Source organism: Psychroflexus tropicus DSM 15496 (assembly GCF_000378765.1).
Lineage (GTDB): Bacteria > Bacteroidota > Bacteroidia > Flavobacteriales > Flavobacteriaceae > Psychroflexus > Psychroflexus tropicus.
This window is the reverse complement of the sequence record NZ_KB905342.1, coordinates 771,445-783,209: the sequence shown is the minus strand read 5'-3', so window position 1 is coordinate 783,209 and position 11,765 is coordinate 771,445. Positions and strand designations below refer to the sequence as shown.

The window sequence follows — 11,765 nt, the reverse complement described above, 5'->3', positions numbered from 1 at the left end:
TCAAAAGCTGAAAGCTGTTTATTCTTAAAGCTTTAAATAAAAAGTGAATTTAAAGGATATATTATCTTCTAGTTGGGGCAAGTGATAAGCCCCATAGCGGTAAGCAAAACTAAGTCCAAAGCCAAAAAACAGCTTATTAAATTCGAGTCCTGCTTCATTGTAACCTTTGGAAAGAGTGTTAAATTGAATATTTTGATGTTGTTCGGGGTTCTCAAAATCACCAATGGCATGTCTTGAGATCAATACCAATTCTGGCTGTAAGGTATTGGTTATTCTAAAGGGTGCAAATTTGTGTTTAAGATGCAGCGTAGCGAGTTTGGTACTAAAAAATTCATTGAAATACATCGTCTCAAAACTTTTGACCCCAGCTACTGAGAATCTTTTGAAAATACTCTCCTTGTTTGGGCTATTAGGAAAGGCATGAAAGCTATGCATTAGAGGTATATCCCCAAATCCCAAATCTCCTCCCAACTCGATAGAAGATATGCTTCCCCAGCTATGATTGAAGTCATAATCAAGTTTAGCACTTAATTTTGTAAAACTAAAATCTCCCTCCAAAGGCCCTTCAAAACTTTGACTCAATTGAGCCGAAATGACTGGCGAGAACGCATTGTTAACGTAAATTCGTTTCCCTATTTTGGAATAGCTATAATTTGGAGTCCATCTAAGTCCAAAAGTGGCAGTGGCTAAATTATAATTTGTGAACGCTTCTCCGTCTTTTAAAAAAGCATAATCCCGTGTTTGTGAAATACTACTTCTATCAACTTTAAATTCAGTAATAAGCTGTGGCGAAAAATTATGCTGCAAACTCAGGCCATATTTTTCATACTTGTAAAAAAAGGTGATGTTGACCAGCCTGGGTTCAAAGAGTGTATACACCCGTTGATCTGTAAGGTAATTATTCATGCCTACTTCCTCAATGTCGTTATCATAGAAAGCATTGAGCCATGTAGCAGAATCGGAGTCTAAAAGTAGACCCGTATTAAAGCCGTATTTGAAGTTACCGTCTTGGGTCCCGTAGGCGGTAAACGCCCCCAATCGATAGCGTTCAGAAAAGGCCTGGTTGGTCTCTAAACCTAATCCCAACCTCAAGCCTTCGTAGTTGTTGGCCTTGATTAGACGCGTAAGATCCACATCTACAATTCCAATAGGAAAATAACCAGCATCAAAGGCTGAAATACGTTTTACCTTCTTTTTAATATTGTTATTCTCAACGTACTTCTGAATATCTAAATCGTTTGATCGGTCATCTTTTATAAAAGCATAATCAAATTGAGACCAGTATTTCTCTGGAATTGTTTCATCTTCATCTTCATAGATTTTGCTGAGCGATCTTAAAAAGGGACGGATAGAATCACCTGCTGTAATATCATAATTCACCAGATGATAATCAAGCTCTGCAGTTTCATCTGGATTTTTCTTTTGGATCCTGCCAAATTGCAAGCCTGCTCCGAAAAAGGATAACTTTACACCCCCGCTTCCTGGTTTCAACTTTAACTTAGTTTCCATTGGAAGACCAGAATCAAGATCAAAATCTGTAATCAAATTCAGCTTAAAATCTGCATCAAGAGTAGCTTGTATTCTTTTGAATTTTGAAGTGTTTTTATCTAAAAGTAAAATCCCTTCAAAAGATCTTTGAAAACCATCAAGTAACGGCTCAAAACTAATCACCTCAAACTCTTGTGTTTCGTAAATTTTATAAAACTGGTAGTTAATTGCATTCAATTGATTAAAAGGAGACACAAATTTTATATCAAAAATTTCAATAAAGGTTTGAAACCAATTGAATGAAAACATATCTCGATTAATGGCTTTTGGAGCAATTCCATCCAGGCCTTTTATAGACACAGCTTTATATTTCTGCTGTAGTCCACCTTCCCGTGTTAGTTTGGACTCCATATCTTTCCTGAGTACAAATCTGGTCTCAGAATTAATGATTTCAGTTTTGCTTAAAGACTTAAAGTTAAAATTAGAAGAAAGAACCTGTTGGTTTGCAATCTCATCGATCATATCATCTGGAACCTGTTCTGAAAGCTCAGAATCTAGCGCTTCCATTTTAATGACTGAGGATTCTTTCGGGTTTTTTAATAGCTTATGATGTCTTGAAACCACAAATTTGATGTTCTCGTTCTCCTGAAGGGTAATGGAGAAATTCCCATCAAGGTCAGAAAAAAAATAACGCTGTTGATTAGTGATCAAAACAGCGTTAGCTATAGGTTGATATTCATCAGAAGCTGAAATAATTCTGCCTTCTAAAGTATTTTGAGCATGAAGACTCAACACAGAAAGGAAAAATAAAAAAAATAAGGTGTGCTGAATTTTCAAATGCAGGAATTATAAGCTTAAAAACCGATTCTTAAACGGTCATGATTTCTTTTTCTTTATTAGCGTATACTTTATCAATCTCCTCGATAAAAGAATCAGTAAGTTTTTGAATTTCTTCTTCTGTGTCTTTTTGAACATCTTCTGGAAGATCTGCTTTTTTAATCTCATTCATAGCCGATCTTCTATCATTTCTTACGCCAATTTTAGCTTCTTCAGCTTCAGCCTTAGCTTGTTTAGACAACTGTATACGTCTTTCCTCTGTAAGTGGAGGGACGTTGATAATGACATTGTCCCCGTTATTCTGCGGATTAAAACCAAGATTGGCATTCATAATACCTTTCTCAATCTCTTTTATCATTCCTTTTTCAAAAGGTTGAATAGTAAGTGTTCTTGCGTCTGGAGTATTGACGTTACTTACCTGGTTGAGCGGTGTCATAGTTCCATAATACTCTACCATCACAGAGGACAGCATTGATGGATTCGCTTTACCAGCTCTAATGTTGACGAGCTGTTTCTTTAGGTGCTTAATTGCCTGTTCCATCGACTCTTTGGCACTATCTATTATAAATTCAATTTCTTCGTTCATATCTATATTCTATAAATTAACTTTTGTTCCAATATTTTCACCAGAGATAATTTTTAGCAGATTTCCCGGTGTATTCATATCAAAAACTATAATGGGTAAACGATTTTCCTGACTGAGTGTAAAAGCAGTCGTATCCATAACCTTTAACCCTTTTTTGAGCACATCATCAAAACTGATAAAATCAAATTTTGTGGCATCGTTATTTCGTTCTGGATCCGAAGTGTAGATTCCATCTACGCGTGTGCCTTTTAAGATTACATCAGCTTCCATCTCTATAGCTCTCAAAACAGCTGCAGAATCTGTTGTAAAGTAGGGATTACCTGTTCCGCCTCCAAAGATGACTACCCTACCCTTTTCCAAATGCCTAATCGCTTTTCTTCTGATGAAAGGTTCTGCTACTTCATTAATTTTGATGGCAGACTGCAGTCGGGTTTGCATCCCATTATCCTCACAAGAACTTTGTAGAGCAAGTCCATTAATGACAGTGGCTAGCATTCCCATATGATCGCCCTGAACCCTATCCATACCTTTACTGGCTCCAGAAATACCTCTAAAGATATTTCCTCCACCTATCACAATAGCAACTTGCACTCCTTGGTCTACAATGGTTTTTATTTCTTTTGCGTAATCGTCTAGTCGCTTAGGATCAATTCCATATTGACGATCACCCATAAGTGCTTCACCAGAGAGTTTGAGTAAAATTCGCTTGTATTGCATAATTTTTCGAATAGAGTTTTGCAAATATAAGGATTATCTTATACCAAAAAATGACATATTGAATTCAATTTTTTTACAAAAAAAAGCCCTACAGATGAGTCTATAGGGCTTTGGTAAGGGTTTGCATTTGAAAATTATCCTAAAGCAACTCTTTCAAAGGCAACGATTTCAACATCACCCAAAGTTTTAACGTGTTGGGCAACTGAAATTTTACTGTCTTTTATAAATGCCTGGTTAACAAGCGTGTTATCTTTAAAGAAACGCTGAATTTTACCTTTAGCAATTTTATCTAACATTTCTTCAGGCTTACCTTCCTGTCTTAATTGATCTTTTGCAATCTCAATTTCTTTATCGATCGTAGATTGATCAACACCTTCTTCATTTAAAGCAACAGGATTCATAGCAGCAGCCTGCATAGAAACTTCTTTTGCAACTTCTTCTGCTCCGTCTACAGATTTAGATAAACCTGTAAGGACAGCTATTTTGTTACCAGCATGAATGTAAGATCCTACGAAAGGTGCTTTTAAAATTCTAAAGTCACCTATTTCAATTTTCTCTCCAATAACACCAGTCTGCTCTGTCAACTTTTCTCCAACGGTGATACCATTATAGTCAAGTTGAAGTAACTCTTCTTTAGATTCTACGCCTAAAGCCAATTGAGCAAAGTCATTAGCCATTTTTGTAAAAGAATCATTTTTTGCAACGAAATCTGTTTCGCAGTTTAAGGAAATAATAGCTCCTTTGGAAGCGTCGTCATTAACAACTGCAATAGCTGCACCTTCAGAGGATTCTCTATCGGCTCTTTTGGCAGCAACTTTTTGACCTTTTTTCCTTAGTATTTCGATAGCTTTATCAAAGTCTCCTTCGCTTTCTACAAGAGCCTTTTTACAATCCATCATACCAGCACCAGTGCTTTTTCTTAATTTATTGACTTCAGCAGCCGTAATTTTTGCCATGATTATTATATTTTGTGTTAACTTAAAAATCGCTTAAGCAATACTTAAGCGATTTGAGTTTATTAAATCTATATTATTCTGAAGCTTTATTTTCTTCTCCAGCTGGCTTTGAAGGTTCAGCTTTATCAGCAGGAACTTCTTCTACAACAGGAACTTCTTTTTTAGGTTCAGCTTTTTTGGTTTCTTTCTTAGCTTTTGCTGGTTTAGCATCCGCATTTTCTTTTCCCTCTTTACGATCTTTAAGACCTTCAAGAATACAGTCTGTCATATAAGACATTACTTTATGTATAGACTTGGAAGCATCATCATTTGCTGGGATAGCATAATCCACATCTCTAGGATTGGAGTTGGTATCTACCATTGCAAACACAGGAATGTTTAATTTTTGTGCTTCTTTTACGGCGATGTGCTCACGCAAAGTATCGACTACAAATACTGCAGCTGGGAGTCTTGACATGTCAGCAATAGAACCTAAGTTTTTCTCAAGCTTAGCTCTCATCCTGTCAACCTGCAGTCTTTCTTTTTTAGAAAGAGAATTGAAGGTTCCGTCTTTTTTCATACGGTCTACAGCTGCCATTTTCTTAACAGATTTTCTGATGGTAACAAAATTAGTCAACATCCCTCCAGGCCATCTTTCAGTAATGTAAGGCATTTGAGCTCTTTGAGATTCTTGAGCTACAATTTCTTTTGCTTGTTTTTTTGTAGCGACAAAAAGGATTTTTCTGCCACTTGCTGCTATTTTGGAAAGCGCTGCTCCAGCTTCTTCCATTTTAGCAACAGTTTTGTAAAGGTTGATAATGTGAATTCCATTACGCTCCATGTATACATAAGGAGCCATATTTGGATTCCATCGTCTGGTAAGGTGTCCAAAGTGGACGCCTGCGTCAAGTAATTCCTTGACCTCTATTTGATTTGCCATTTTTGTTTTAGTTTACGTTCTTCTGTTGGGATAGCAATAAATAAGTAGCAGGTTTTCTGGTCTTATTCATTTAGATGCTAAACTAACTTCCACATGATGCGGAATAACAACAAAAAATTGAACTATTAATAATTTCAATTGTTGAATGAAATTCTCGATTAACGTTTTGAGAATTGGAATTTCTTTCTTGCTTTTTTCTGACCGAATTTCTTACGCTCAACCATTCTAGGATCTCTTGTCAATAATCCTTCTGGCTTAAGAGTTGCTCTATTTTCTGGGTCAAGCTCGCACATTGCTCTAGATAAGGCCAGTCTGATAGCTTCTGCCTGTCCAGTGATACCACCACCAAACACGTTTATATTGATATCAAATCTGTCTTCATTACCAGTCAAAGCTAAGGCTTGGTTAACTTTGTAAAGCAAAGGACCAGTGGTAAAATATTCGTTAGCTTTTTTCTTGTTAACGGTAATTTCACCTTTTCCCTCAGAAAGATAAACTCTAGCTACGGCAGTTTTTCTACGGCCAATTTTGTGAATTGTCTCCATTTACACTAGTTCGTTTATATTAATTTCTTTTGGTTGTTGAGCATCCATATTGTGCTCAGATCCTGTAAAGACACGTAGATTTCTAAATAAATCTGAACCTAATTTGTTTTTAGGCAACATCCCTTTTACAGATTTTTCTACAAGACGCTCCGGGCTCTTGTCAAATACTTCTTGAGCCGTTAAACTTCTTTGTCCACCAGGATATCCAGTATGTCGGATATATTCTTTTGAGTCCCATTTTTTACCGGTCAAATTGACTTTTTCTGCGTTAACAATAATAACATTGTCTCCACAATCAACATGAGGGCTAAAGCTAGGCTTGTACTTACCTCTCAAAAGTTTGGCAACAATAGAAGCTACACGTCCAAGTGATTGTCCGTCGGCATCAACAACAACCCATTGCTTATCTGCAGTAGCTTTGTTGGTCGAAACCGTTTTGTAACTTAATGTATCCACACTTAAATTTTTAATAATTAAACATTCCTTTTTATTCTCAATCTCTTGAAAATAAGGGTGCAAATTTACGATTATAAATTTATATAGCAAGCTATGCTTAGAAATATTTTGTTAAGCCAATTCATAGTCCGACACTTAAATCTTACATTAGCAAAAATTATTGATTTATGAAACTAATTAACTACTATCTAGTCCTTGTTTTTTCAATTTTATTTTTGTCATGTGATGATGACGACAACAGTACTCAAACGTTATCTCAAAACGACATTCAGGGTGAATGGTTTTTATCTGAACTTAACGCAAGTCAGCCCGTGGACCTCAACAATGATGGTATAAGTACTATTAATTTGACCCAGGAAACAGACTGCTTTGATGAAATGACCATCAATTTTGAAAATGATACTTATGAATTTACATATCCTAAAATTGAATTCACTGGAGAAAATGACCAATCTTTAGTTTGTAACAACGCTCTAAATGTGGGAACATATATTTTGGAAAATGGAGAGCTAACTGCAACCACAATGATCGACGGGTCAACCTCTACTGAAAGTGTTATGATTGAACTAAATAATAATCAGTTGAAGTTTACCATCACTAGTACACAGGTGAATGAATATCTTGACCTTAGCACTACAGACAATGAAAATGCAGATTTAGAATTTCTTGAATTCATCTTCGTTAAATAAACCTGACAATTTAAATTTTGGCCAATTATTTGATGTATATTTTTGAAAAAATTAAATAATGACAGGATATTATATTTTAATAGGCGCCATACTACTCGTAAGTTGGTATGTCAGCAATAAGTTGAAAAGTAAGTTTAAAAAGTACTCTAAAATTCAACTTCAAAATGGAATGACTGGAGCTGAAATTGCTAGAAAAATGCTAGAAGATCATCACATTCATGATGTAAAAGTCATTTCTACACCTGGTCAACTCACAGATCACTATCACCCTACAAAAAAAACAGTTAACCTAAGTGAAAGTGTATACAATCAACGAAACGCAGCAGCGGCAGCAGTTGCAGCTCATGAAGTTGGTCATGCCGTGCAGCATGCCAAAGCCTATTCCTGGCTTGAGATGCGGAGCCAGCTCGTACCCATCGTAAGCGTCGCCTCACAATGGAGCCAATGGGTCATTTTTGGTGGGCTTATCTTGATGACAATGGTTTCTGTAGGAGTAGGACAGATGGTACTTCTAGCCGGAATTATCATGTTTGGTTTAGGTACCTTGTTTAGCTTTATCACTTTACCTGTAGAATACGATGCCAGCAACAGAGCACTGGCCTGGATGAAAGACCATGCTATTGTCAATCAGGAAGAATATAAAATGTCTGAAGATTCATTGAAATGGGCTGCCAGAACTTATGTAGTAGCTGCTATTGGTTCATTGGCTACTTTACTGTACTTCTTGAGTATTTATTTAGGAAGGGATTAAACTCATAAATCTATTTGATTTGCAGCCATTGCTGAATCAATGGCTGCTATTTTTTTTTCACGAAGTTCATCTTTCCTTTTTCTTTAGAATTTCGAATAAATTCTCTTAGTCTAATCCCTTGACCTATTGTAAACACAGACCTACAAGAATGTTGAGTGTATGCCATAAAGTTCCTTACGTCCAATTCTGTTAGTTGATACATTTCCCCCTTGCAATTTTTTAATTTTCCTTCATATTCACAGTTGTCATTTATCAAATGAAACTTACCATACAATTTTGGCGTAGCATTGGTGTCTGTAACTCTATCTCCTGCACATTTGGCATTGTAATCTGGGTTATTTTCATCTCTTGTGACATGCTCACAATTTACAGCTGTTGCACCCGTATGCGTATGCAAGAGGCCCAAAATATGACCGACTTCGTGTGGTAAAATACCCGTGTTATAGTTAAGCATGTTGACCGACAACTGATTTGGTGACCATTTACCGCCTCTTAAGTTATTATTGTTGTTAGTAAACCTATAGGGAACATAAATGTTTAAATCCTTCTGAGTTACTCGATAGTTTTTTTTGATATGCTTGTTGAACTTATAATAATCTGTCCAGTAGATTTCAGAATCATTGATTTGTTTAATATCCTTAAATTCAAAACAAATATTCATGGTTTCAAATGCTGAATTTAAGAGCCGAATAGCTTCAGTAGCTTTTGCATTGGTTAGCGCATTGTCGTGGCTCCCATCGGATCGATTAATTCCCCAAAATACAACTGGAATAATCAATTCAGGAAAACTTTGTAGATCTTTGGGATCGGTAGAGTAGCTAAAATTAGGGTTTGGATTACATTGGTATTGATTAGGCTCGATGCTATTTGCATCAAATAAACAGAAACCTATCTCCTCTTCTGGTGAATTCGAAATATCTACAGCGAAAGTCAAAACTAAAAGACTGACCAATTTAAAGATATCTTGCATTTTTTATCAATGAATGTGATTAAATATAAACATTTTAGATTTTATATATAAGCTGAGAATTATCTGGATTTATACTATCACACGAAGAAAGTAAGTAAGTGAGATATCAATTATTTACGTCCAAGACTATACAAATCTTCTCGAATATCTTTTAAATTTTTCACACTACCAAAATTATGCAACTCTCTCAACGCTAGTAGATCTACATCAGCAATCAAAATCATTTCTGTGTTTGGGGTGGTTTGTGCTTTTATACCATCACTAGGAAATGCAAAATCAGAAGGGGTAAATACAGCTGACTGAGCATACTGAATATCCATATTATGAACTTTTGGAAGATTCCCAACACTACCGGCAATAGCCACATAACATTCGTTCTCCACTGCCCGGGCCTGAGCACATAGTTTGACTCTGGAAAACCCATTTTGAGTATCGGTGAGAAAAGGCACAAATAATATATCCATGCCTTCTTTAGCCAAAATTCTGGAGAGTTCAGGAAATTCCACATCATAGCAAATCAAAATACCTATTTTACCGCAGTCTGTGTCGAAAACCTTAAAGTCACTTCCGCGTTGCATTCCCCACACACGAGCTTCATCTGGAGTGACATGAATTTTCTCATAACGCTCTATATTTCCGTCGCGTTTACAGAGGTAGCCTACATTGTAAAGCTTTCCATCAATCACATCTGGCATGCTCCCCGAGATGATATTAATGTTATAAGCAATAGACAGCTCTGCCATCTTATGTTTGATAGGTTCTGTATACTTAGCTAGTTCACGAATAGCTTCAGGCTCGCTCATATGATTGTATTTAGACATCAACGGCGCATTAAAAAACTCAGGAAACAAGGCAAAATCAGATCGGTAGCCAGACAATGACTCCACAAAATATTCAACCTGGTGAAGCAATTCTTCTAAGCTGCTGTAGGAACGCATTTGCCATTGCACAAGTCCGAGTCTAACTTCACTTTTTTGATTGGTGGGCGCTTTAGTCTCCTTTTCATAATAAATATTATCCCATTGCATCAAAACCGCATACTCTTTAGAATCCTTATCGCTATCTAAATAATTTGATAAAATCCTAACCGGTCTAAAATCATTAGACAGTTGAAAGTTCAAAACCGGGTCATCAATTTCCTTGGCGCGTACCTTTTGTATATATTGCTTTGGAGTAAATTGGTTAGACACCTTATGGTAATTAGGGATTCGCCCTCCAAATACTATCCCTTTCAAATTTAATTGCTCGGTTAATTCCTTTCTATAATCGTATAAACGTCGCCCGAGCTTCAAGCCTCGGTATTCCTTTTTAATAATCACATCAATACCATACAGCATATCTCCATCCTCAGTGTGATTTTTAAATTTCACATCTCCGGCAATATCGTCGTAAGTATGCTGGTCTGCCAGTTTGTTGTAATCTACGATTATAGAAAACGCACATCCTGCTAAATCCCCATTGACCAAAATCACCACCTGACCTTCCGGGAAAATATCGATTAAACTCTTCAATTCATCCTTTCGCCAGTAAACATCTGGAGCATCCCCGTAGATTTCCACAAACACTTCTTTGAGGGCTTCAAAATCCTTTAGAGAAAGGTATTTCAATTCAATTTGTTCAATTTTTGGCAAGTTTTCGGTTGACATGAAAAAGTCTAATTTAGTTATGAAAATGAAGTCTAGTTCGTGTTAAATTCAGAATAGAAAAGAGGTGCCATTTTTTCTACTGAACTTATACAAAGTTAACTATAATGGATTTAGAAAATAAGCTCCCAAGAATTCTCCTAACTTAAGAGTTTTGACTAAAGCTAGGATGATTTCTGAAGGGTATATAATTAAGTTTCAAAACTTATGAACTCAATGTGATAGTTACATTTCTAACAAATAGGCGAAAATGAGTGGAGCCACAATGGTCGCATCGCTTTCAATAATGTATTTTGGTGTATCGATGTCCAGTTTCCCCCAGGTGATTTTCTCGTTAGGAACGGCTCCAGAGTAGGATCCATAGCTCGTCGTAGAGTCTGAAATTTGGCAAAAGTAATTCCAAAACGGGGTGTCGGTGCGCTCCATATCCTGATAAAGCATTGGGACCACACATATAGGGAAATCTCCTGCAATTCCTCCACCAATTTGGAAAAAGCCAATCCCTTCTTTGGAGTTGTCCGTATACCAATCGGCTAAAAACGTCATGTATTCAATTCCAGACTTGACGGTGGAAGCTTTAAGTTCACCTTTCATCACATAGCTTGCAAAAATATTTCCCATAGTACTATCTTCCCATCCAGGAACTACAATCGGTAAGTTCTTTTCTGCTGCAGCATACATCCATGAATCTTTCAAATCGATTTCATAGTATTCTTCCAGCACACCAGAAAGTAGTAATTTGTACATGTACTCATGAGGAAAATAACGTTCACCTTTAGCTTCAGCATCTTTCCAGATTTTAACGATATGCTTTTGTAAACGCCTAAACGCTTCTTCCTCTGGGATACAGGTGTCGGTCACTCGATTAAGCCCTTTTTCAAGAAGTTTCCATTCATCCTGAGGAGTTAAATCCCTATATTCTGGAACACGTTTATAATGCGAATGAGCTACCAGGTTCATGACATCTTCTTCCAAATTGGCTCCCGTACAGGATACGATATGCACTTTATCTTTTCGGATAATTTCAGCAAAAATCTTTCCGAGCTCAGCCGTGCTCATAGCGCCGGCTAGAGACACCAGCATTTTGGAACCTCCTTCTAGCTGGTTTTCATAAGCTTTAGCAGCATCAACCAGACTCGCTGCATTAAAGTGTAAATAGTATTTTTCTATAAAATCTGAAATGGGTTTACTCATTGTTCTGTGTTTTT

At 36.6% G+C, this 11,765-nt stretch carries 12 protein-coding genes; 2 read left to right on the top strand and 10 right to left on the bottom strand.

Going from position 1 to position 11,765, the window contains the following annotated elements; genetic code table 11:
* Positions 1-24: 24 nt before the first annotated feature.
* The 7 genes from F598_RS0103540 to rplM form a co-directional block, all read right to left on the bottom strand.
* Positions 25-2,325 carry a hypothetical protein gene (locus tag F598_RS0103540; protein ID WP_019037647.1) on the bottom strand — a complete coding sequence of 767 codons (2,301 nt, stop codon included), beginning with the start codon at positions 2,323-2,325 and terminating at the stop codon, positions 25-27.
* A 31-nt stretch (positions 2,326-2,356) separates the two neighbouring features.
* Complete coding sequence (gene frr, locus F598_RS0103535; RefSeq protein ID WP_019037646.1) at positions 2,357-2,911, bottom strand: ribosome recycling factor; 555 nt, start codon at positions 2,909-2,911, stop codon at positions 2,357-2,359.
* A gap of 9 nt (positions 2,912-2,920) precedes the next feature.
* Entirely contained in the window at positions 2,921-3,628 is a 708-nt protein-coding gene (gene pyrH / locus F598_RS0103530) for a UMP kinase (protein ID WP_019037645.1), read from the bottom strand.
* A 134-nt stretch (positions 3,629-3,762) separates the two neighbouring features.
* Positions 3,763-4,584, bottom strand: a complete 822-nt coding sequence (tsf, locus tag F598_RS0103525) for a translation elongation factor Ts (RefSeq protein WP_019037644.1) — start codon at positions 4,582-4,584, stop codon at positions 3,763-3,765.
* 73 nt (positions 4,585-4,657) lie between these two features.
* Complete coding sequence (rpsB, locus tag F598_RS0103520; protein WP_019037643.1) at positions 4,658-5,503, bottom strand: 30S ribosomal protein S2; 846 nt, start codon at positions 5,501-5,503, stop codon at positions 4,658-4,660.
* Positions 5,504-5,661: 158 nt separating this feature from the next.
* The gene (gene rpsI, locus F598_RS0103515; protein ID WP_019037642.1) at positions 5,662-6,048 is read right to left on the bottom strand and encodes a 30S ribosomal protein S9; all 387 of its coding nucleotides are present in this window, start codon (positions 6,046-6,048) and stop codon (positions 5,662-5,664) included.
* The gene (rplM, locus tag F598_RS0103510) at positions 6,049-6,504 is read right to left on the bottom strand and encodes a 50S ribosomal protein L13 (RefSeq protein ID WP_026302497.1); all 456 of its coding nucleotides are present in this window, start codon (positions 6,502-6,504) and stop codon (positions 6,049-6,051) included.
* Between the two features lie 167 nt (positions 6,505-6,671).
* Here rplM and F598_RS0103505 point away from each other — a divergent pair, with 167 nt between their 5' ends.
* Positions 6,672-7,193 carry a DUF5004 domain-containing protein gene (locus F598_RS0103505; RefSeq protein ID WP_019037640.1) on the top strand — a complete coding sequence of 174 codons (522 nt, stop codon included), beginning with the start codon at positions 6,672-6,674 and terminating at the stop codon, positions 7,191-7,193.
* 58 nt (positions 7,194-7,251) lie between these two features.
* Positions 7,252-7,944 (top strand): zinc metallopeptidase, encoded by a 693-nt coding sequence (locus F598_RS0103500; protein ID WP_019037639.1) that lies wholly within the window; start codon positions 7,252-7,254, stop codon positions 7,942-7,944.
* Between the two features lie 46 nt (positions 7,945-7,990).
* Here F598_RS0103500 and F598_RS0103495 read toward each other — a convergent pair whose 3' ends face one another.
* The 3 genes from F598_RS0103495 to F598_RS0103485 form a co-directional block, all read right to left on the bottom strand.
* Positions 7,991-8,914, bottom strand: a complete 924-nt coding sequence (locus tag F598_RS0103495; RefSeq protein WP_019037638.1) for a M43 family zinc metalloprotease — start codon at positions 8,912-8,914, stop codon at positions 7,991-7,993.
* A 110-nt stretch (positions 8,915-9,024) separates the two neighbouring features.
* Positions 9,025-10,560: a carbon-nitrogen hydrolase family protein gene (locus F598_RS0103490; protein ID WP_019037637.1), complete on the bottom strand. Its 1,536-nt coding sequence runs from the start codon at positions 10,558-10,560 to the stop codon at positions 9,025-9,027.
* Positions 10,561-10,782: 222 nt separating this feature from the next.
* Positions 10,783-11,751 (bottom strand): deoxyhypusine synthase family protein, encoded by a 969-nt coding sequence (locus F598_RS0103485; RefSeq protein ID WP_019037636.1) that lies wholly within the window; start codon positions 11,749-11,751, stop codon positions 10,783-10,785.
* Positions 11,752-11,765 lie beyond the last annotated feature (14 nt).

Bases quoted from the DNA above. Each gene is read 5' to 3' on its own strand.
- rpsB (WP_019037643.1), bottom strand. From the start codon at position 5,503: ATGGCAAATCAAATAGAGGTCAAGGAATTACTTGACGCAGGCGTCCAC.
- F598_RS0103500 (WP_019037639.1), top strand. From the start codon at position 7,252: ATGACAGGATATTATATTTTAATAGGCGCCATACTACTCGTAAGTTGG.
- F598_RS0103505 (WP_019037640.1), top strand. From the start codon at position 6,672: ATGAAACTAATTAACTACTATCTAGTCCTTGTTTTTTCAATTTTATTT.
- pyrH (WP_019037645.1), bottom strand. From the start codon at position 3,628: ATGCAATACAAGCGAATTTTACTCAAACTCTCTGGTGAAGCACTTATG.
- F598_RS0103495 (WP_019037638.1), bottom strand. From the start codon at position 8,914: ATGCAAGATATCTTTAAATTGGTCAGTCTTTTAGTTTTGACTTTCGCT.
- rpsI (WP_019037642.1), bottom strand. From the start codon at position 6,048: ATGGAGACAATTCACAAAATTGGCCGTAGAAAAACTGCCGTAGCTAGA.
- F598_RS0103485 (WP_019037636.1), bottom strand. From the start codon at position 11,751: ATGAGTAAACCCATTTCAGATTTTATAGAAAAATACTATTTACACTTT.
- tsf (WP_019037644.1), bottom strand. From the start codon at position 4,584: ATGGCAAAAATTACGGCTGCTGAAGTCAATAAATTAAGAAAAAGCACT.
- frr (WP_019037646.1), bottom strand. From the start codon at position 2,911: ATGAACGAAGAAATTGAATTTATAATAGATAGTGCCAAAGAGTCGATG.
- F598_RS0103490 (WP_019037637.1), bottom strand. From the start codon at position 10,560: ATGTCAACCGAAAACTTGCCAAAAATTGAACAAATTGAATTGAAATAC.